Source organism: Streptomyces sp. NPDC051018 (genome assembly GCF_044456085.1).
Taxonomy (GTDB): domain Bacteria; phylum Actinomycetota; class Actinomycetes; order Streptomycetales; family Streptomycetaceae; genus Streptomyces.
Genome location: NZ_JBITFN010000027.1, coordinates 65,854 through 86,534 on the forward strand (window position 1 = coordinate 65,854; position 20,681 = coordinate 86,534).

General features: G+C 71.5%; 17 protein-coding genes. 3 read left to right on the forward strand and 14 right to left on the reverse strand.

Going from position 1 to position 20,681, the window contains the following annotated elements; all coding sequences use genetic code 11:
• Positions 1-5: 5 nt before the first annotated feature.
• The 6 genes from gatC to ACIBCM_RS31770 form a co-directional block, all read right to left on the reverse strand.
• Positions 6-302 (reverse strand): Asp-tRNA(Asn)/Glu-tRNA(Gln) amidotransferase subunit GatC, encoded by a 297-nt coding sequence (gene gatC, locus ACIBCM_RS31745; RefSeq protein ID WP_018845281.1) that lies wholly within the window; start codon positions 300-302, stop codon positions 6-8.
• Positions 303-1,183: 881 nt separating this feature from the next.
• The gene (locus tag ACIBCM_RS31750; RefSeq protein ID WP_399249314.1) at positions 1,184-3,508 is read right to left on the reverse strand and encodes a putative bifunctional diguanylate cyclase/phosphodiesterase; all 2,325 of its coding nucleotides are present in this window, start codon (positions 3,506-3,508) and stop codon (positions 1,184-1,186) included.
• A 139-nt stretch (positions 3,509-3,647) separates the two neighbouring features.
• Entirely contained in the window at positions 3,648-5,882 is a 2,235-nt protein-coding gene (gene ligA, locus ACIBCM_RS31755) for an NAD-dependent DNA ligase LigA (protein WP_399249316.1), read from the reverse strand.
• A 15-nt stretch (positions 5,883-5,897) separates the two neighbouring features.
• Positions 5,898-6,896 carry a methionine synthase gene (locus tag ACIBCM_RS31760; protein ID WP_399249318.1) on the reverse strand — a complete coding sequence of 333 codons (999 nt, stop codon included), beginning with the start codon at positions 6,894-6,896 and terminating at the stop codon, positions 5,898-5,900.
• A gap of 282 nt (positions 6,897-7,178) precedes the next feature.
• Complete coding sequence (locus ACIBCM_RS31765; protein ID WP_399249371.1) at positions 7,179-7,868, reverse strand: SDR family oxidoreductase; 690 nt, start codon at positions 7,866-7,868, stop codon at positions 7,179-7,181.
• Between the two features lie 60 nt (positions 7,869-7,928).
• On the reverse strand, positions 7,929-8,468 hold the full coding sequence (locus ACIBCM_RS31770) for a TIGR00730 family Rossman fold protein (protein ID WP_399249319.1): 540 nt from the start codon (positions 8,466-8,468) through the stop codon (positions 7,929-7,931).
• A 176-nt stretch (positions 8,469-8,644) separates the two neighbouring features.
• Between ACIBCM_RS31770 and ACIBCM_RS31775 the strand changes: the two genes are divergently transcribed.
• Positions 8,645-9,442, forward strand: coding sequence for an alpha/beta fold hydrolase (locus ACIBCM_RS31775; protein WP_399249321.1), 798 nt, complete (start codon positions 8,645-8,647; stop codon positions 9,440-9,442).
• A 101-nt stretch (positions 9,443-9,543) separates the two neighbouring features.
• On the opposite strand, the gene mnmA is transcribed toward ACIBCM_RS31775, so the two are convergent.
• Positions 9,544-10,668: a tRNA 2-thiouridine(34) synthase MnmA gene (gene mnmA, locus ACIBCM_RS31780; RefSeq protein ID WP_399249323.1), complete on the reverse strand. Its 1,125-nt coding sequence runs from the start codon at positions 10,666-10,668 to the stop codon at positions 9,544-9,546.
• Positions 10,669-10,728: 60 nt separating this feature from the next.
• Between mnmA and ACIBCM_RS31785 the strand changes: the two genes are divergently transcribed.
• Positions 10,729-11,430 carry an N-acetylmuramoyl-L-alanine amidase gene (locus ACIBCM_RS31785; protein ID WP_399249325.1) on the forward strand — a complete coding sequence of 234 codons (702 nt, stop codon included), beginning with the start codon at positions 10,729-10,731 and terminating at the stop codon, positions 11,428-11,430.
• Positions 11,431-11,745: 315 nt separating this feature from the next.
• Here ACIBCM_RS31785 and ACIBCM_RS31790 read toward each other — a convergent pair whose 3' ends face one another.
• Together ACIBCM_RS31790 and ACIBCM_RS31795 are read right to left on the reverse strand one after the other, a co-directional pair.
• Positions 11,746-12,909: a cysteine desulfurase family protein gene (locus ACIBCM_RS31790; RefSeq protein ID WP_399249327.1), complete on the reverse strand. Its 1,164-nt coding sequence runs from the start codon at positions 12,907-12,909 to the stop codon at positions 11,746-11,748.
• 241 nt (positions 12,910-13,150) lie between these two features.
• Positions 13,151-14,158 carry a helix-turn-helix transcriptional regulator gene (locus tag ACIBCM_RS31795; RefSeq protein ID WP_399249329.1) on the reverse strand — a complete coding sequence of 336 codons (1,008 nt, stop codon included), beginning with the start codon at positions 14,156-14,158 and terminating at the stop codon, positions 13,151-13,153.
• 172 nt (positions 14,159-14,330) lie between these two features.
• Between ACIBCM_RS31795 and ACIBCM_RS31800 the strand changes: the two genes are divergently transcribed.
• Positions 14,331-14,900: a TIGR03086 family metal-binding protein gene (locus ACIBCM_RS31800; RefSeq protein WP_399249331.1), complete on the forward strand. Its 570-nt coding sequence runs from the start codon at positions 14,331-14,333 to the stop codon at positions 14,898-14,900.
• Between the two features lie 266 nt (positions 14,901-15,166).
• On the opposite strand, the gene ACIBCM_RS31805 is transcribed toward ACIBCM_RS31800, so the two are convergent.
• The 5 genes from ACIBCM_RS31805 to ACIBCM_RS31825 form a co-directional block, all read right to left on the reverse strand.
• Complete coding sequence (locus tag ACIBCM_RS31805; protein WP_399249333.1) at positions 15,167-16,012, reverse strand: thioesterase family protein; 846 nt, start codon at positions 16,010-16,012, stop codon at positions 15,167-15,169.
• 204 nt (positions 16,013-16,216) lie between these two features.
• On the reverse strand, positions 16,217-16,876 hold the full coding sequence (locus ACIBCM_RS31810) for a trimeric intracellular cation channel family protein (protein WP_399249335.1): 660 nt from the start codon (positions 16,874-16,876) through the stop codon (positions 16,217-16,219).
• A 76-nt stretch (positions 16,877-16,952) separates the two neighbouring features.
• A complete protein-coding gene (locus ACIBCM_RS31815) occupies positions 16,953-18,317 on the reverse strand; it encodes an ABC transporter ATP-binding protein (protein ID WP_399249337.1) in 1,365 nt (454 codons plus the stop codon).
• A complete protein-coding gene (locus ACIBCM_RS31820; RefSeq protein WP_399249339.1) occupies positions 18,314-19,657 on the reverse strand; it encodes an ABC transporter ATP-binding protein in 1,344 nt (447 codons plus the stop codon). Before ACIBCM_RS31820 ends, ACIBCM_RS31815 begins: the two co-directional genes overlap by 4 nt.
• Positions 19,654-20,652: an ABC transporter permease gene (locus tag ACIBCM_RS31825; protein ID WP_399249341.1), complete on the reverse strand. Its 999-nt coding sequence runs from the start codon at positions 20,650-20,652 to the stop codon at positions 19,654-19,656. Before ACIBCM_RS31825 ends, ACIBCM_RS31820 begins: the two co-directional genes overlap by 4 nt.
• Between the last annotated feature and the right edge of the window lie 29 nt (positions 20,653-20,681).

Consider the following 20,681-nt stretch of genomic DNA (forward strand, 5'->3'; position numbering starts at 1 on the left):
GGCGGTTAGTCCTCCCCCAGGATCTGCGGCACCTTGAAACGCTGCTGCTCCTGGGCCGGGGCGCCCGAGAGCGCCTGCTCGGGGGTGAGCGACGGACGGACCTCGTCCGCGCGCATGACATTCGTCAGCGGCAGCGGATGGGAGGTCGGGGGCACGTCCTGGTCGGCGACCTCGGCCACGCGGGCGACCGCGCCGATGATGTCGTCGAGCTGACCTGCGAAGTGATCGAGTTCCTCGCCGGACAGTTCCAGGCGTGCCAGCCGGGCGAGGTGGGCGACCTCCTCGCGCGTAATGCCAGGCATGCAGCGATCCTCAGGGGTGAGTGAATGTGGTTTGGCCCCAATCCTATGGGGCGGGCCCGCATGGTCACGAAACGGCCGGTCGGGCGGACGGCCGCACGGACGGCCCCGCGGCCCGGCGAAGGCGCGGGGCACGGGTCCCGCGGCCTGCGGCCTGCGGTGCCGGAGGGTTCTGCGGAGCCTGGAGGGTACGGCGGGGGTTCGGCGGGGCCCGGCGGGTTCGGGAAGGTACGGCGGGACGCCCAGGGTCCGGCGGGGGCGCTGCCGGACCGGGTGAACGTGCGCCGGGACGCATCCGGCTCCGGTCCGTTCCTGCTGTCTGCTGTCTGCTGTCTGCTGCCACTACCCTGCTCCGGCCGTCCGGGCCCGGCCTCAGCCCTGGGAGGGGCGCTCTCCGCCTCCTGAGCCTTGCCGCGGCCCGTAGCGGCACTGCCCGTACGCCGGTCCTTCAGGTCGTCGCACGCGGACCCGCGGTCACCGGACCAGGCCCTCTACGGTCGTCGTTACCCGGTCTCGCGTCGACCGGACCAGGCGCTCGGGCGTCGGAGGGGAGGGCCCTCGGGCGGAGCCCCGGCCGGCCTTTCCCATGACCCCAGTAACCGCTGTCCGCGCCCGGCTGACCCCTGCGTACGGCATGAGGCACCCGACCCGGAGGCCCCCCGCAACCTGGAGGCCCCACGCCAGCGAGCGCCGCCGTTGCCTGGAGGCCCGCATCCGGCGGGGCGGGGCCGACTGGGAGAGACCTGCACTCGGCATGGGACTCGCGCCCGGCAGGCAACCGCGCCCCGGAGCGGCACTCGGCACTCGGGATGGCACGTGTGGGACCCGCGCCCGGCGGGCGACGCCGCCCCCGCCGGAGACCCCCGTCATCGGGACTTCTTGGATCAGGGGACCGCCTGGCCCGAGGGCTCGCCGGCCTCCGCCGGGGCCGGGGCCGGTGCCGCCGCGGGCTCGGCCGGGGACGACTCGCGCTGGCGGTGCCAGCCCCGCTCCCCCCGTGCCCGCAGCCATGCCGTCGTCTCCTGCGGCGGCATCGCCGCGGCGACCAGCCAGCCCTGGACCGCGTCACAGCCGAGGTCCCGCAGCCGTTCCCAGGTCTCGTCGTCCTCGACGCCCTCCGCGACGACAAGGAGGCCGAGCGAGTGCGCCAGGTCCACCGTGCAGCGGACGATCTCCGCGTCCTGGTTGTCGACGGCGAGCCGGGCGACGAACGAGCGGTCGATCTTCAGCTCGCTGACGGGGAGACGGCGGAGGTGGACGAGTGAGGAGTACCCCGTGCCGAAGTCGTCGAGGGACATCCGCACCCCGTGGTCGGTGAGTCCGGCCAGGGTGTCCGCGGCACGCTGCGGATCCTCCAGCAGCACATGCTCGGTTATCTCCAGTTGGAGCGCCCCCGCCGGGACACCGTGCCGGGCGAGGCGCGCGGCGACGGACCCGGCGAATCCGGGGGTGTGGACATCGCGCGGGGAGACGTTCACGGCGACCGGCACGTTCAGCCCCTGCGCGCGCCACTTGGCGACCTGGCCGAGCGCCGTGTCCAGGACGTACTCGGTGAGGTGCGGCATCAGACCCGAGGACTCGGCGATCGCGATGAACTCGTCGGGAGGCACCCTGCCGCGCTCGGGGTGCACCCAGCGGACCAGTGCCTCCAGCCCCGCGACATGGCCGTCGAAGCGGACCTTCGGCTGGTAGTGCAGCTCCACCTCGCCGGCGTCCAGCGCCCGGCGCAGATCTCCGAGCAGACCCAGCCGGTCCGGGGTGTTGCTGTCACGCTTGGACTCGTACACCTCGACGCCGGTGCGGTCGCGCTTCGCCTGGTACATCGCCACATCGGCGCGGCGCAGCAGCCCTTCCGCGTCCAGCGCGTGCTCCGGGAAGACGGCGACTCCGGCGCTGGCCTCCAGAACGAGGGTGAGCCCGTCCAGATCGAGCGGGGAGGACAGTTCGGCCGCCAGCTGCCGGGCGATGCGCTGGGCGCTGGTGATGGAGTCGGCCGTCGGCAGCAGTACGGCGAACTCGTCGCCCCCGAGCCGTGCCGCCTCCGCACCGCGCGGCAGGGCGTGCCGCAGCCGGTGCGCTATCTGCAACAGCAGCCGGTCGCCCGCGAGATGCCCGAGGGTGTCGTTGACGGAACGGAACCGGTCGAGGTCGATCAGGACGAGCGCGGCACGGCTGCCGTTGCTCTCCGCCTCCTCCAGGGCCGCCCAGGTCCGCTCCAGCAGCCACTGACGGTTGGGGAGCCCGGTGAGCGGGTCCCGCAACTGCTCCTCGGCCCGCGCCCTGGCGATCCACAGGGTGGAGTCAAGCGCGATCAGCGGTATGGCGAAGAGAGGCAGCGCCAGCGGCAGCGCGACGGCGACGACGCAGATGAGCGGTGCGATGCCGAGGAGCGCGACCGCGACAAGGCCCTGCCGCAGCAGGGCCGTCCGGGCGACGGTGGGCAGTCCGCCGCCCTGCGGTGCCAGGACGTACCAGAGCAGCAGTCGGGTGACCGCGAGATACGTCATGGCCACGAGGACCACTTCCGGTACGGCCCCGATCCCCCAGTCGAGTGGGGACCAGGGCCGTTCGACGCTGGGCTCCCGCCCGAAGAACGAGAGCACGAGGGCCGCGGCTCCGATGCCGAGGATGTCCACGGAGCCGTGCAGCAGCCCGTTCCGCCAGCGGTTGCGTCGGGCGGCGCCGACCAGGGTGACCACGGCCAGGCTGACGAGTCCGGCCGGGACCCATCCGTAGAGCAGGAGGACGGCGATGGTGAGGGCCGCGCCGGAGCCGGTACCGCCCCACCAGCGGTCCCGGCCGAGGGCGACCAGATGGCCGACGATGATCCCGGTGAGCAGGGCGAGTGCCCAGCCCAGTGTGGAATCCGGGAACAGCGCGCGGCCGTCGCGCACCGTACTGACGACCCCGGTGACGAGGACGAGCGCGGCGCCCGCGGCGGGCAGTCCCGGCGACATGCCCGCAAGGCCGCCGGCAAGGGCCGCGAATCCACGCGGCCGTGAGACCGGGGCGGCGCTCTCGGTCGGTTCCATTCCCGTCCCTCTCACAGCCGGCGGTGCCGATGTCTCGCGATGGTTCCCGTTGTCATGCCACCACGACTGAAATCCCACCACGCAGCCGTGCACGACAGGCGCACGTCTCAACAGTAGGCGGCAGGAGGCTTCGACGGGCAGCGCTCTACAGCTCTTGCCCGAATGAGACCCGGCCACCCTTCTCCATCTGCTATGCGCTGAACGGGTGACTGTTACCGGTCGTTCCCGCTGGCCGAAGGACGTCTTGTTCTCTCCCTGTGCGCCCCATTCGCCTCCCTGTACAAGCCCGGACCACGCCCCGCGTACGCCCCCTTCGTCACGCCTCCTCAGGCACAGCGGCCTCACGGGCCGCATCCGGTCCCTGTTCGAGGAGGACCACCAGGCCGTCCTCGTCCAGAACCGGCACCTTCAGCTGCATCGCCTTGTCGTACTTGGAACCGGGGTTGTCACCGACCACGACGAACGCCGTTTTCTTGGAAACAGATCCGGTCACTTTCGCGCCACGGCTCTGAAGGGCTTCTTTTGCGCCATCCCTGGTGTAGTTCTCCAGCGTTCCTGTAACGACCACGGTGAGACCTTCGAGGGGACGGGGCCCCTGATCCTCGCCCGCGCCCTCCTCTTCCATACGGACCCCGGCCGCCCGCCACTTGCGGAGGATCTCCTGGTGCCACTCCTCCGCGAACCACTGCTTGAGGGAGGCCGCGATGATCGCACCGACCCCGTCGGTGGCGGCCAGCTCCTCCTCGCTCGCCTGCTCGATCCGCTCGACGGACCGGAACTCACGGGCCAGTGCCTCCGCCGCCACCGGCCCCACATGGCGGATGGAGAGCCCGGTGAGGATCCGGGCGAGCGGGCGGTTCTTCGCCGCTTCGATGTTCTCCAGCATCGCCGCCGCGTTCTTCCGGGGCTCCCCCTGCTGGTTGGCGAAGACCGTCGCGATCTTCTCCTCGCCCGTCTTCGGGTCCCGCTTGGGCAGTCCGCTGTCCTGGTCGAGGACATACGCCTTGATGGGCAGCAACTGCTCGACGGTGAGGTCGAAGAGATCCCCCTCGTCCTTCAGCGGCGGATCCGAGGGCTCCAGCGGCTTGGTGAGCGCCGCCGCGGCGACATAGCCGAAGTGCTCGATGTCGAGGGATCTGCGGCCCGCGAGATAGAACAGCCGCTCCCGCAACTGGGCGGGACAGGAGCGGGCGTTGGGACAGCGCAGATCGATGTCGCCCTCCTTCATGGGCCGCAGGGCGGTCCCGCACTCGGGACACTCCAGGGGCATCACGAAGGGTGTCTCCGTGCCGTCCCGCAGATCCACGACGGGCCCCAGGATCTCCGGAATCACATCACCCGCCTTGCGCAGCACCACGGTGTCGCCGATGAGCACGCCCTTGGCCTTGACGACGTCCTGGTTGTGCAGGGTGGCGAACTCCACCTCGGAGCCGGCGACCTTCACCGGTTCCACCTGTGCGTACGGAGTGACACGGCCGGTGCGGCCTACGCCCACCCGGATGTTGACGAGCTTGGTGTTGACCTCCTCCGGCGCGTACTTCCAGGCGATCGCCCAGCGCGGGGCCCGGGCGGTGGAGCCGAGCCGCCCCTGGAGCGGGATCTCGTCGAGCTTGACGACGACGCCGTCGATCTCGTGCTCCATGGAGTGGCGGTTCTCGCCGAAGTGGGCGATGAACTCCCGTACCCCTTCCAGGGAGTCCACGGCCTTGTTGTGGCGGGCGGTGGGCAGACCCCACTCGCGCAGCAGGCCGTACGCCTGTGACAGACGGTCGATGTCGAAGCCCGTGCGAGCGCCGATTCCGTGCACCACCATGTGCAGCGGAAGGGTCGCCGTGACCTTCGGGTCCTTCTGGCGCAGCGATCCCGAGGCGGAGTTGCGGGGGTTGGCGTAGGGCTGCTCGCCCGCCGCGACCCGTCTCGCGTTCAGCTCCTGGAACTTGTCCATGGGGAAGAAGACCTCGCCGCGGATCTCCACCAGCTCGGGCACCCTGTCGCCCCGCAGCCGCTCCGGGATGTCGGAGATGGTGCGGATGTTCGGGGTGATGTCCTCACCGACGCGGCCGTCGCCCCGGGTCGCCGCGCGGGTCAGGCGCCCCTTCTCGTAGGTCAGATTGACCGCGAGGCCGTCGATCTTCAGCTCGCACAGGAAGTGGAAGTCCGAGGTGCCGACATCGCGCTCGACGCGCTCGGCCCATGCCGTCAGTTCGTCCTCGTCGAAGGCGTTGTCCAGGGAGAGCATGCGTTCGCGGTGCTCGACCTTCGTCAGGTCCGTCTCGTAGTGCCCGGCGACCTTCTGGGTCGGCGAGTCGGGCGTACGCAGCGCGGGGTACCGCTCCTCCAGCTCCTCAAGGGAGCGCAGCATCCTGTCGAACTCGCCGTCGCTGATGACCGGCTGGTCCTTCACGTAGTACCGGAAGCGGTGCTCCTCGACCTCTTCGGCCAGCTGGGCATGCCGCTCCCGTGCCTGTGCGGGCAGGTCCGCGTCGTCCTGCGCGGGCAGCTCCGTGCGCTCTTCGCCAGTCACCGTCTCATCCTCCCGATTTCCCGGCATCTTCCCCATCACCCATCACTCAGGGTTGTCGGCGAGTGATCTCGCGGCCCGAACGCAGTGGGCGAGCGCGGCCCGTGCGTACGCCGGGGAGGCGCCCGCGAGGCCGCAGTCGGGTGTGATCACCACGGACTCGCTCAGAGTCCCCGGATCCAGCCCCAGCCTGCGCCACAGCATCCTGACACCCATGACGCTACCTGCCGGGTCCGACAATGCCGTGTCGGTGGCGGGCACGACTCCCGCGAAGAGCGTGGTGCCGCCCTCGACCGCCTCGCCGATCGACTCCTCATCACGCTCGGTGAGCAGACCGAAGTCGAAGGAGATCGCCGCCGCCCCGGCCCGCCGCAGCAGGGCGAACGGGACATCGGCGGCACAGGAGTGGACGACGACGCGTTCACCCGCGATGACCTCCCGCAGCGTGGCCTCGACGTGCTGCCGGTCGACGGCCCGGTGGGTGCGGTATCCGCTGGCGCTCCTGATCCGCCCGCGCAGCACGGCGGTCAGCGACGGTTCGTCGAGCTGGAGCACCACCTCGGCCCCGGGCACCCGGTGGCGTACCTCCGCCAGATGCGTACGGAGTCCTTCCGCGAGCGAGCCGACGAGATCGCGGCAGGCGCCGGGGTCCGAGAGCGCGGCCTCGCCGTTGCGCAGCTCCAGCGCCGCCGCGAGCGTCCAGGGACCCACGGACTGGACTTTCAGCGGGCCCTCATACCCCTGGGTGAACTCCTCAAGCGCGTCGAGGTCCTCGCCGAGCAGGGAGCGGGCGCGCCGGGTGTCACGCCCGGGCCGGTCGCTCACGCGCCAGCCGCTCGGCTCGACATGGGCGTACATCTCGACGAGCAGTCCCAGGGTCCGCCCGATCATGTCGGAGCCGGGCCCGCGGGCGGGCAGTTCGGGCAGATGCGGAAAGTCCTCGAAGGACCCGGTGACGGTCTTCGCGGCCTCGCGTGCGTCGCCGCCGGGCATGGAGCCGACCCCGGTGGCCGGGCCCCAGCTGAACTCGGTCTTCTCACTCACCCGGGAAGCGTACGTGCCCCTCCGGCCACGGCGGCCGGTGGCTCGGCGACCGGCGGCTCGGCGGCGGGTGGCGAACGGCCGGGAGCACGGCGTCCCGGCGTCCCGGCAGGCAGCGGCACACGGGCGAGCCGGCTCGACGGCCCCACGGAGGGCGATCCAGGGGCCCGCCGGTCCGGGCGGCCCCGCGTCGGCGAGGCCCGCTCGTGCCGGCCCCGCCCGGCTCCCGGAGGATCGTCGTCCACGCCGGAGGTCACCCGGAGGACCGGCGTCCGCGCCGGAGGTTCAGCGTCCCGGCCGTACCGTCAGATCGTTGATCTCCGCGTCACGCGGCAGATCGATCGCGGTGAGGATCGCGGTGGCGACCGAGTCCGGGGAGATCCAGCGGGACGGTTCGTACTCCTTGCCCTCCTGGGAGTGCACCTTCGCCTGCATGGGGGTGGCCGTGCGCCCGGGGTAGACGGAGGTGACGCGTACCCCGTTGCCGTGCTCCTCCTCCCTGAGGGAGTCCGCCAGTGCCTTGAGGCCGTGCTTGGAGGCGGCGTACGCGCTCCACTGGGCACGGGCCCGCAGACCCGCGCCCGAGTTCACGAACACCACGTGTCCCCGGGAGGCGCGCAGTTGCGGCAGCATCAGCCGGGTCAGCTCGGCGGGTGCGACGAGGTTGGTGTTCAGTTGCTGGTGCCAGGTCCGGGGCCGCAGTTCGGCGACCGGGCCGAGATCGACGACTCCGGCCACGTGGAGCAGGGAGTCCAGCCGGTCCGGCATGGGCTGGTGCGAGAACGCCCAGGAAATGCGGTCGGGGTCGGCGAGGTCCGCGACGAGGGTCCGGGAGCCGGGGTACCGCGCGGTGAGTTCCTTCGCACGCCCGGCGTCACGCGCCAGCAGGACGAGATCGTCGCCCCGTTCGTGGAGTAGGCGCGCGACGGAGGCGCCGATTCCGGAACCGGCGCCCGTGATCAGATGGGTTGGCATGGCGGCCATGCTCGCACCCCCGAACCGGTCGCCCAAACCGACCGAGCGAGCCCTTGGGCGCTACCGCACTCCCGCCGACTCCTCCAGATACGCGAGCGCCGAAACCCCGTCCTCGGCGAAGAACACCAGCTCGGTGAGGGGAAGCGGGAGGAAGCCCTCCTCCTCCATGCGCCGGAACTGCGCCTTCAGGCCGTCGTAGAAGCCCGCGGTGTTCAGCAGGACGACCGGCTTGGTGTGCTTGCCGTGCTTCTTGAACTCCAGGATCTCGGTGGCCTCGTCCAGCGTTCCCGTACCGCCGACCATGATCACCACGGCGTCCGACTTGGCGAGCAGCAGGGCCTTGCGCTCGGCGAGATCCCGGGCGACGACCATCTCGTCGGCGTCGGCACGGGCCACGGCGGAGAGGAAGTCCACGGAGACGCCGACGAGCCGTCCGCCCGTCTCCCGTACACCGTCGGCGACGACCTTCATCAGGCCGCTCTCGGAGCCTCCCCAGACCAGTGTGTGGCCACCCTTGCCGACCAACTCGGCGAATTCACGGGCGGGGCGGGTGTAGCGCTCGTCGAGGTCGGCGGCGGAGAGGAAAACGCAGATGTTCATGGCGTCACCGTACGGTGCCGTGCCGCATGCCCAGTGCCGCCTTCCGGGCTCGCTCTTCGTCCTTCCCGAACGGTTCGTCTGTCAGGCGATGTCGGCATCCGACGTCCGGCACCGGCCCGCCGGAGAAATTCTCCGTCCGGCGATGAGTTCCGCTCGGAGCCGCGGTCAGCACTCGCATGGACAACATGAGCCGTACGCTCAACAAGGCCCGGTCGGCGGACGGCACGGTCATCGCGTACGAACAGCGGGGCGAGGGCCCCTCCGTGGTGCTCGTCGGCGGCGCCCTGTGCACGGCGGCGACGGATGCACCGCTCGCCGCGCTCCTCGCGTCGCGTTTCAGCGTCTTCACCTACGACCGCCGGGGCCGGGGCGGCAGCGGTGACACCGTTCCGTACGCCGTGGAGCGCGAGATCGAGGATCTGGCGGCCGTGATCGACGAGGCGGGCGGCAGCGCCCGTGTGCACGGCACGTCGTCAGGAGGCGCTCTCGCGCTGCGGGCGGCCGCCGCGGGGGTTCCCATGGGCCTGCTGTCCGTGTACGAGCCGCCTTTCGACCCACTGGCCCGACCCGGACGGCAGCACTCCCCGGCCGTGACACGGATGCACGGGTTGCTGGCGGACGGCAGACGCGGTGACGCTCTCGCGGACTTCCTCGGCGAAACCGGGATGTCCCCCGAGATGGTGGCGAGTATGCGCCAGTCCCCCGGCTGGACCGACCTGGAGGCGGTGGCGCACACCCTCGCGTACGACGGCGCGGTGATGGGCGACGGCGCGGTTCCGGTCTGTCTGCTGCACGAGGTCGCCATGCGGGTGATGATCGTCGACGGCGGCGCGAGCCCCGCCTGGAGGCGTGAGGCCGCCCGACTGATCGCCGACGCCCTCCCCCGCGGCCGCCACCGCACCCTGACGGGCCAGACCCACGAGGCGGCACCACATGTGCTGGCACCGGTGCTGGAGGGCTTCTTCAGAGGGTGAAGGGCGGGCCCGTTGCCCACGGGTCCGAGCCGCCGGGCGGTGTACCGCACGGGCGGCCCCGGTCCTGGTCCCCGTGTGCCCGGGCGGGGGGGGGCCGAGTCTCAGGCCAGGGAAGCCGCCGCCCGCCGGGTCGCCGAGATGGTCGCCGAGCCCACCACGCGGGTGCCGTCGTAGAGCACGATCGCCTGACCGGGGGCCACACCCCGGACCGGCTCGCTGAAGTTCACCGTCAGCTCGTCGCCCTCCATGGCTGCCGTCACGGCCGTCTCACCGCCGTGGGCGCGCAGCTGTGCGGTGTACGTGCCCGGGCCGGAGGGGGCGGCTCCGCACCAGCGGGGGCGGATCGCGGTGAGCCCGGTGACATCGAGGGCTGCCGCCGGACCGACCGTCACGGTGTTGTTCACCGGGGAGATGTCCAGGACGTAGCGCGGCTTGCCGTCGGGGGCCGGGTGGCCGATGCGAAGACCCTTGCGCTGGCCGATGGTGAAGCCGAAGGCGCCCTCGTGGGTGCCCACCTTCGTACCGGACTCGTCGAGGATGTCGCCCTCCTCTGTACCGAGGCGCGCAGCGAGAAAGCCCTGGGTGTCTCCGTCGGCGATGAAGCAGATGTCGTGGCTGTCCGGCTTCTTCGCCACGGCCAGGCCCCGGCGCTCGGCCTCCGCACGGATCTCGTCCTTGGTGGTGAGGGTGTCGCCGAGCGGAAACATCGCGTGCGCGAGCTGGCGCTCGTCGAGCACCCCGAGGACGTACGACTGGTCCTTCGCCATGTCGCTGGCGCGGTGCAGCTCGCGGCTTCCGTCCTCCTTGAGGACGACGGTGGCGTAGTGGCCCGTGCAGACCGCGTCGAAACCGAGCGCGAGCGCCTTGTCGAGCAGCGCCGCGAACTTGATCTTCTCGTTGCAGCGCAGACAGGGGTTGGGGGTGCGGCCCGCCTCGTACTCCGCGATGAAGTCCTCGACGACGTCCTCACGGAAGCGCTCGGCGAGATCCCATACGTAGAACGGGATGCCGATGACATCGGCGGCGCGGCGGGCGTCACGCGAGTCCTCGATGGTGCAGCAGCCGCGCGCGCCCGTGCGGAACGACTGCGGGTTCGCGGAGAGTGCCAGATGCACACCCGTGACATCGTGTCCGGCCTCGACGGCACGGGCGGCGGCGACGGCGGAGTCCACGCCGCCCGACATGGCGGCGAGCACACGGAGCGGGCGCTGGGAAGTCTGAGTCATAGCCCTACCAGGGTACGGGCCCGGGGAACCGGGGGCTCGCGAGTATGCGTTGAACAGCGCATGGGAAGCGATGCGAAGCGCGAGGGGGACCGGTCCGGCGGCAGGGCCCGGATCAACAGGAGGGCGGTGCTCGCCGGAGGCGCCGCCGTTCTGGTGGGCGGTGGCGCGCTGGCCCAGGACGAGCTGCGGCGGCTGTGGTGGCGGATGCCGGGAATGACGAAGCCGCGCAAGGAAGGTGAGCTGGACCACATCGGCGCGGAGTGGACGGCGGCCGCCCGGGCGAACTGGCGGCTGGCGGACCGTCCCGGCGACTACCGCATCGACCGGGTGATCATCCACGTGGTGCAGGGCAGCTACCGAACGGCCCTGCGGGTCTTCAAGAATCCGGGGCACGGGGCCGCGACCCACTACGTCGTACGCAAGGACGGGCATGTCGCCCAGATGATCCGCGAACTGGACGTGGCCTTCCACGCCGGCAACCGGGGGTTCAACGAACGCAGCATCGGCATAGAGCACGAGGGGTTCGTGGACCGGCCCCAGGACTTCACGGCCGCGATGTACGCGGGGTCGGCGAGACTCACGGCGGGCATCTGCGTGCGCTACGACCTCCCGGTGGACCGGGAGCACATCATCGGGCACGTGGAGGTGCCCGGCACGGACCACACGGATCCGGGGCCGCACTGGGACTGGGACCGGTACATGAAGCTCGTACGTGAAGCGGTGCCGGCGGCCCGGCAGGCGGCGAGCCCCAAGGCCGAGTAGAGACGGCGGGCGGCGAGGCCCCGACGCGGAGTGGACGGCGGGCAGCCGCCCCCGGGCGGAGTGCCGGCGCCCAGGGGGAAGCGGCGGCTGAGCGGGCGGGGCCGGGTCGAGGTCCGGGGCGGTCGGGGGCGGGCGCCATCCGGGCAGGGGCTGGGACGGGCGACCTCCCGGGAAGGGTCCGGGGTGGGCCTCGCACGCCGGGCGGCCGGACGGCAGGTCCGGCCAGGCACCCTCGCGGCCCGCGCTGGTGGGGGCGATTCCGGTTGTGGCGTACGGACGCCAGGCGCTGGTGGCGGGCGAGGCGGGGTGTCAGGCTTAACTCAGACCCGCCGTACGGGCCCGTTCCACCGCCGGGCCGATCGCCTTCGCGACCGCCTCCACGTCCGCCGTGGTGGAGGTGTGACCGAGGGTGAAGCGGAGGGTCCCTCGCGCCAGGTCCGGGTCGGTGCCGGTCGCGAGAAGTACGTGGCTGGGCTGGGCCACTCCAGCCGTACAGGCCGACCCCGTGGAACACTCGATGCCCTGTGCGTCCAGGAGCAGGAGCAGAGAGTCGCCCTCGCAGCCGGGGAAAGTGAAGTGCGCGTTGGCGGGCAGCCGGTCCTCGGGGTCGCCACCGAGGATCGCGTCCGGGACCGCCGTGCGCACGGCGGTCACAAGCTGGTCCCGAAGGGAGCCGATCTCTCGCGCGAACTCCTCACGGCGTTCGGCGGCCAGCTTGCCGGCCACGGAGAAAGCTGCGATCGCGGGGGCGTCCAGGGTCCCGGAGCGTACATGCCGCTCCTGGCCGCCGCCGTGCAGGACCGGTACCGGGGAGTGGTCCCTGCCCAGGAGTAGCGCGCCGATGCCGTACGGCCCGCCGATCTTGTGGCCGGAGACCGTCATGGCGGCGAGCCCGGACCCGGCGAAGGCCACATCGAGCTGGCCGACGGCCTGGACGGCGTCGGAGTGCAGCGGGATGCCGAACTCGGCCGCCACGGCGGCGAGCCCGGCGACCGGCATCACGGTGCCGATCTCGTTGTTGGCCCACATCACGGTGGCGAGGGCGACATCGTCGGGGTTGCGCTCGATGGCGTCCCGCAGGGCATCGGGGTGCACTCGCCCGTAGGCGTCGACGGGCAGGTACTCCACGGTGGCGCCCTCGTGCTCGCCGAGCCACTCCACCGCGTCGAGGACGGCATGGTGCTCGACGGGGCTCGCCAGGACCCGGGTCCTGGCGGGGTCGGCATCGCGCCGCTGCCAGTACAGGCCCTTCACGGCGAGGTTGTCCGCCTCGGTCCCGCCCGAGGTGAAGACCACCTCGCTGGGCCGGGCGCCGAGGGCCTCGGCGAGGGTCTCCCGCGCTTCCTCGACGGTGCGGCGGGCCCGGCGGCCGGCGGCGTGGAGCGCGGACGCGTTGCCGGTGACGGTCAGCTGGGCGGACATCGCCTCAACGGCCTCCGGCAGCATCGGAGTGGTCGCGGCGTGATCGAGGTAGGCCATGGTGGCCTCGATTCTACGAGGCGGATCGGGGGGCGCGGACGGGGAGAGGCGGTGGACAGGGGGATGCCCCCGGGCCCCGGTTCCGGGGCCGGGTGACGGCTCGGCTCCGGCGCCGGGTGCGCGTGCGCGGCTCGGCGCCGGGTGAGGGTGCGATTGCCCTTGCGGGCGCAGTCGCGGTTGCGGGCGCCGGGTGGGGGTGCGATTGCTGTTGCGGGCGCGGTTGCGGTTGCGGTTGCGGGAGTCAGCAGGACAGCGACGGCCAGGGACCGGGTGGGGTCCTCCGGGGGTCGGGGTCCGCGTAGAGACCGGCTACGGCGGCGGAGGTGTCGGCCAGCAGTTCGCGGACCTCGGGGGGAGAGAGCACCACGACGTCCGTGCCGAAGGTGAGGAGGGTGCGGGTTTCCATGAGGGAGGTGTAACCGAGTTCGAGACGGGTCCATTCTCCGTCTTCGGTATCCGGGACGGGATCGGCGGTGAGGCGGACACCATTGAGCCGTACAAGGAGGTCAAGACTGGCACTGCGTACGAGTGCGGTGACCCGGAGTTCCCGGGGGCGCTGTTCGAGCCGGACGCGGAGAGTTTCCCAGACATCGGCGAGTTCCAGGCCGGGGCGGCGGTGGACGGGCTCGTCGACGACCTTGGCGGAGTCCAGCCGGTCCGCGCGGAACAGCCGTGGCGAGCCCGCCTTGTCGGCGACGAGGTACCAGACACCCGCCTTGACGACCAGGCCGTAGGGGTCGAGGAGGTAGCCGGCGGGCTCGGACGCTCCGCGGCGGCGGTAGCGGATACGCAGCCGCCGGTCGGTGAAGACCGCGGCGCTGAGAACGTTCAGGTCCACGGTGGGCTGCCGGGTGAGCCAGGGGGCCTGATCCACCAGGATCCGTCGGCTGGTCATTTCGGCGGCGGGCCGGTGCGGTTCGGGCAGCGCGGCCATGACCTTGCGCAGGGCCGACCCGAGCGCTTCGTCGAGGCCGAGGTCGGTGTGCGCCCCCTGGGCCGCCAGCACGAACAGGGCGCGGGACTCGTCCTCGGTGAGGCCCGTGACATCGGTGCGGTAGCCGGGCAGCAGCGCGATACCGCCGTGCCGGCCGCGCTCGGCGTAGACGGGAACGCCCGAGGAGGAGAGGGCTTCGATGTCGCGGTAGATGGTCCGTACGGAGACCTCCAGGCGTTCGGCCAGCTCGGCGGCGGGCACGAGGCCCCGGGTCTGGAGGAGCAGCAGGATCGACAGCAGCCGTTCGGACTTCACGGGATCAGGATCTCCGAAAAATATGACGGTAGTTGTCAGGTTATCCGGGAACAGTCCACTGCGCCGGTTGGAACGGACCAGGTGGGACAGGGTCCCCGAGGGTCCGTGCGCCGGCCGGCCGGGCTCGGCGAAGCCCGTACGACACGATGATGCGCACCAAGGAGATGGACCTATGAACGACCCTCGCCCCCAGTACGAGCGGGCCGCCGAACAGTTCGCGGCCGTGCTGAAGACCGTGACGCCGGACCGGCTCGGCGACCCCACGCCCTGTTCGGAGTACGACGTCCGGGCCCTGCTGTCCCATGTGGTGGGCGGGGCCCACCGGATCGCGGATGTGGGTGAGGGCGGCGAGGCGACGGCGACGCCCCTGGATGTGGAGGGGGTCGCGGACGACGGCTGGAGCGCGGCGTACGACGAGGCCCGCCACCGGTTCGCCGGGGCGTGGGCGGACGACGCGCGGCTCGGGCAGGAGGTGACGATGCCGTGGGGCCGGGTACCGGGAGCCGCCGCGGTCGGGGGCTTTGTGATGGAGGTGGTGGTCCACACCTGGGATCTCTCCAAGGCCCTCGGGCATCCGCTGCCGCTGGACCAGGCACTGGCGGAGGCCGTACTCCCGGTCGCCCAGGCGTCGCTGCCGGCGGGCAGCCGGGGAGGGGAGGTGCCGTTCGAGGCCGTCCGGGAGGCGCCGGCGGGCGCGGACGCCTACGGACAGCTGGCGGCCTGGCTGGGCCGCGAGGTGTAGCGTCCACCGCCCGGGGCGGCTGGGGCGGAATCGTCTCGTGTCCGGTATGGGCACGGCCCCGGGCACGATCGGCACCGGCACGATCCTCGCTTGGCCCCCAGCCTCGGGAGGGTCTGTGCTTGGCCCGGGTGCCGGCGGGGTCCGCTCGCACGGTCGGTGGGGTCGGCCCCCGGTGCCGGCAGGGTCCGCCCCGGGGTGTCGACAGGTCGGCCCGCATGGAGGGAACAGCGGGTCGGCCCGCCGCTGCCGTCGTCGGGGGCGACGGGTCAGCGGGGGGCCTTGGCGAGCTGGCGGGACTGGGCGACCAACCGGTCGCGAATGTCCCAGACCTCCGCGTCCTCCTCCAGGAAGCCGCCGGCCAGATTCCGGGTCGTGATCGCGACCCTGAGCGGACCGGGAGCCGGGCGGCAGCGGACATGGGTGGTCAGCTCGACCGTGGGCGTCCAGCCCTTGAGGCCCAGCTCGAACGAAGTCGGGGGCAGCGCGTCGACCGTCAGCAGCAGGGAGAGCGGATCCGCGTCACGGCCGTCCGCGAGGGAGAACCAGCCGCGCATCTCCCCCTTGCCGGAGGGCGCCCCGATCGCCCAGCCGACGGTGGCCGGGTCGAGCTTGATGTCCAGCCGCCGGGTGATGGCGGAGACGCGGGCGAAGGTGGGTTCGGGTGCGTCCTGAGGGCCGAGGCAGTTCTCGTACGGCGGGATGGCCGGGGGCCTCGCGGAGGTGCGCACCTCGTCGGTCAGCCCGTCGAGGTCGCCATAGGTGGCGAGGACACGGATGCGCTCGGTCTCGGTGCCGTCCTCGCCGTACTGAAAGAGGGAGGCCTGTCCCGTGGAGAGCGTGCGGCCGGTGCGGATGGTCTGGGTGCGGATCACCGCCGGACCGGGCTGGGAGGCGCTCAGATAGTGCGCCGAGACGGTGAAGGGGTCGGGGTGCGGCAGCGTGTCCCGCAGGGACCGGCCGAGGAGCGCGAGGAGATAGCCGCCGTTGACCGCCTGGAGCACCGTCCAGCCCGCTGAGAGTTCTGCGTCGTAGACGCCGGGTGAGCGCAGGGTGACCGCGGTGTCGCGGTCGAACTCGCTGTCGCCGATGGATGCCTGAACCGCCTGTGCCATAGCGGCACGATACATCGAGAAGATACTAAGCGGTAGCTTTTTTTGGAATGGCTGCTCCGGCCCGGATGCACCGCCTTCCCGGACGCCCCCGCCTTCCGTTGAACCTTCCCGGACGCCCCCGCCATCCGTTGAACCTTCCGGGATGGTCTGCGTTCCGCCCGGGCTGCCTTCCGGGGCGGGCGGTCTCCACCGGCATGGGGGCGGTCAGGGTTCTTCGGTCGCGGACGAGCGACGGTTCCAGGCCCGGGGCGCGCGCCAGTGGTAGCGCATGGCCAGCAGCCGCAGCAGGAAGGCGGTCACGGCGGCGAGCCCGCTGGTTACCGCGTTCAGCGTGTCGAACCGGATGAAGAGCACGGTCATCACCGCCCCGACGATCGCGGGAACGGCGTAGAGATCGCGGTCCCAGCGCAGCAGCGAGGGGACCTCGTTGGCGAGGACGTCCCGCAGCACACCACCGCCGACGGCGGTCGCGAGACCGAGCGCCGCCGAGAAGGTGAGGCCGAGACCGTACTCGTACGCCTTGGTGGTACCGGTCACACAGAACAGCCCGAGGCCCGCCGCGTCGAAGGCATTGACGCCGGTCTGGATGCGTTCGACCTCGGGGTGGAGGAAGAAGACCAGGGCGGCCGCGACCAGGGGCATCAGAAAGTACCCGAGATCGGTGAAGGCGGTCGGCGGTACGGCCCCGATGATCAGATCACGCAGCAGCCCTCCGCCCAGCGCGGTCACCTCGGCAAGGACCGCGATACCGAAGACATCGAAGTTCTTGCGTACGGCGAGCAGTGCGCCGGAGATCGCGAAGACGAAGATTCCCGCGAGATCGAGCGCGTGCTGGACGGACGGCGTGAAGAGTTCTTGGAACACCGAACGATTGTGCCGGTTCCGCTCCCCGCCCCCGCCGTGGCCGCCCGCTCCTGGATCCGGGGCCCGTCACCCCCCGTCACCCTCCGCCCGGCTCCCGGCCCCCGCGTCCTCCGTCCGACCCACCGGACCCGCCCGGCTCCCCGCCCCCGGCGGTCGCCTCCCCTACCTCCTCTGCCTCCCCCGCCTCGTCCGCCGGATTCCCCGCCACTGGAACCGCCGCCTCCGACCCCACCGACTCCGAACCGCCCACCGGGGGCCCCGCCACCGGAGCCCCTGCCTCCAACCCCACCGACTCCGTACCGCCCGCCGTGGGCCCCGCCACCGGAACCGCCGACTTCGGAACCGCCGTCACCACCTCGATCGCCTCGCGGGCCGATTCGAGCACGGTCTCCTCGGGAGCCTGGTCGGGCGCGTTCTCCGGGTGATGGCAGGCGACCTGCCGGCCGGGCCGCAGGGCCAGCAGAGGCGGCTCCCGCCGGGTACAGATCTCGGTGGCCTTCCAGCACCGGGTGTGAAAGCGGCAGCCCGCCGGAGGGGAGATCGGCGACGGCACATCGCCCGTGAGCAGAATCCGCTCGCTCCTGGCACCCCGCCGCCGGGGGTCGGGCACCGGCACCGCCGAGAGCAGCGCCTTGGTGTAGGGGTGCATCGGGGTCTCGTACAGCGCCTTGCGGTCCGACAGCTCCACGATCTTGCCGAGGTACATCACCGCGATCCGGTCGGAGACATGCCGGATGACGGACAGATCGTGGGCGATGATCACATAGGTGAGCCCCAGCTCGTCCTGGAGGTCGTCGAGGAGATTGACCACCTGCGCCTGGATGGAGACGTCCAGCGCGGAGACGGGCTCGTCCGCCACCACCAGCCGGGGCTTCAGCGCGAGGGCCCGCGCGATACCGATGCGCTGCCGCTGGCCGCCGGAGAACTCGTGCGGATAGCGGTTGTAGTGCTCGGGGTTGAGGCCCACCAGTTCGAGCAGCCGCTGGACCTCCTTCTTCACCCCGACCTCGGGCGTGATGCCCTGGAGCCGGAAGGGCGCGGAGACGATCGTGCCGATCGTATGGCGGGGATTCAGCGAGGAGTACGGATCCTGGAAGATCATCTGGATGTCACGCCGCAGCGGACGCATCCCCCCGACCCCCAGGTGGGTGATGTCATGCCCCTCGAACGCGATCCTGCCGCCGGTCGGCTCCAGCAGCCGGGTGATCAGCCGGCCCATCGTCGACTTGCCGCAGCCGGATTCGCCCACCACCCCCAGGGTCTCGCCGGGGCGTACGTCGAAGGTCAGCCCGTCGACCGCCTGCACGGCCCCGGTCTGCCGCCGGAGCAGCCCCTTCCTGATGGGGAAGTGCTTGACCAGGCCCTCGACCTTCAGCAGCGCGTCCGGGGCGGCCTTCTCCTCCCCGGCCGACTGCCGGGGGATCCTCACATCGTCACTCACAGCTTGGGCGCAATCTCTTCGGTCCAGATCCGCGTCCGTTCCTCGCGCGCCATATGGCAGGCGGAGAAGTGCCGGCTGCCCACCTCGCGGAGTTCGGGGCGGAGGGTACGCGTCACGTTGTCCCGGGGCACATCGGCATACGGGCAGCGGGGGTTGAAGGCACAGCCCTCGGGGACGTTGATCAGGCTGGGCGGGGAGCCCTTGACCGGGATGAGCCGTTCGGTCTGGTCGCGGTCGATCCTCGGCATGGAGCCGAGCAGCCCCCAGGTGTAGGGGTGCTGGGGCTCGTAGAAGATCTTCTCGGCGGGCCCCCGCTCCAGGCACCGGCCGCCGTACATCACGAGGATGTCGTCGGCGAGTTCGGCGACGACGCCCAGATCGTGGGTGATGACGATGACCGCCGAGCCGAACTCCCGCTGGAGATCGCGGATGAGGTCGAGGATCTGGGCCTGGACCGTGACGTCCAGCGCGGTCGTCGGCTCGTCGGCGATAAGCAGTTCGGGGTTGTTGACCAGTGCCATCGCGATCATCGCGCGCTGACGCATCCCGCCGGAGAACTCGTGCGGGTAGCTGTCCAGGCGCCGGTCGGGCTGCGGAATGCCCACCCGGTCGAGCATGTCGACCGCCCGCTTGCGTGCGACCTTCCTGTCGACGTCGTGGTGGACGCGGTACGCCTCCGTGATCTGACGGCCGATCGTGTAGTACGGATGGAGTGCGGAGAGCGGGTCCTGGAAGATCATCGCCATGTCACGGCCGCGGAGCCTGCGTACCTCGTCCTGGTCGGCGCTCAGCAGTTCCCGGCCGTCGAGCCAGACCTCGCCGGAGATACGCGCCCTGCGGCGGCCGTACTGTCCCGCGGTGTGCAGGCCCATGATGCCGAGTGAGGTCACGGACTTGCCGGAGCCGGACTCGCCGACGATGCCGAGCGTCCGCCCCTTCTCCAGCCGGAAGCTGAGGCCGTCGACCGATTTGACCAGGCCGTCGTCGGTGGGGAAGTGGACCTTGAGGTCACGTACTTCGAGGAACGCGCGGGGCGGGGGCGATCCGGCCGCGGCGACTTCGCCCGGCGCCGTACCGCCGCCCGGGAACAGACCGTCGTCGTCGGTTGCGGCACAGCTGCCCCGGCCGGAGGCGTCACCCGGGCCGGACCGGTCACCGCAGGCGCCCGCCGGGCCGCCCCCACCGGAACGGTCACTCCCGGAACCGGCCTCCGGGCCACCCTCACCGGAACCATGGCCCCCGGAACCAACCGCCCGGCCACCACTACCGAGGCGGTCGTCACCGGCCCCGTCCCCGCCGGAGCCCCCCGTCGTACCACCGGGCTTGTCGAAATGGTTCATCCGATCCTCACTCGCGGGTCGACGACGGCGTACAGCAGGTCCACCACGAGGTTCGCGACACAGATGAACAGGGCCGCGAAGAGAGTCACCCCGAGAATCAGCGGCAGATCCTTGGTCTGGATGGACTCGATCGCGAGCCGCCCGAGTCCGGGCAGGTTGTACGTGGACTCGGTGAGCACCGCCCCGCCCAGCAGCGCCCCGAGGTCCAGTCCGAGAAGGGTCAGCACGGGAGTCCAGGTGGAGCGCATCGCGTGCCGCCCGATGACGATCCGCTCCGTGAGGCCCTTGGCGCGGGCGGTGCGGATGTAGTCCTCCCCCATGATCTCCAGCATGGTGGCGCGGGTGAGCCGCGCGTACATCGCCGCGTACAGGAAGGCGAGGGTGATCCACGGCAGGATCAGCGTCCGGAACCACTGGGCAGGATCCTCCCCCAGGGCGGCGTACTCACCGCTGACCCAGTCCAGCTGATAGCTGAAGACGGCCAGGGAGAGCAGTCCGGTGAAGTAGATCGGGAGCGAGACACCGGCCAGCGCGGCGGTCATCGCGGCCCGGTCCCACAGGCTGCCCCGGCGCAGCGCCGAGACGACGCCCGTACTGACACCTCCGACGACCCAGAGCAGACAGGCTCCCCCGGCGAGCGAGAGGGTGACCGGGATGGCGTCGGTCAGCTGCGGCCACACCTCCTGCTCGGTGCGGAAGGAGTATCCGAAGCAGGGCGCGGGACACCGGGTGACATCCGCGCCGTTGGCGTACTCCCGGCCGGCGAACAGCCCCTGGACGAAGTTCCAGAACTGCACCAGCACCGGATCGGCGAGGCCCAGCTTCTGCCGGATGCCCTCGATCGCGGCGGGGTCGGTCTGCTTGCCCGCGAAGAGATACGCCGGATCGGACCCGGCCCACTTGGGGAGCACGAAGAAGATGACGAAGGTCGTCAGGGTCACGACCATCAGCATCATGGCGACGGCGAACAATCGCCGGATGACGTAAGCGAGCACTGTGCGCGGCCCGGCGGTGGCCGGGGAAC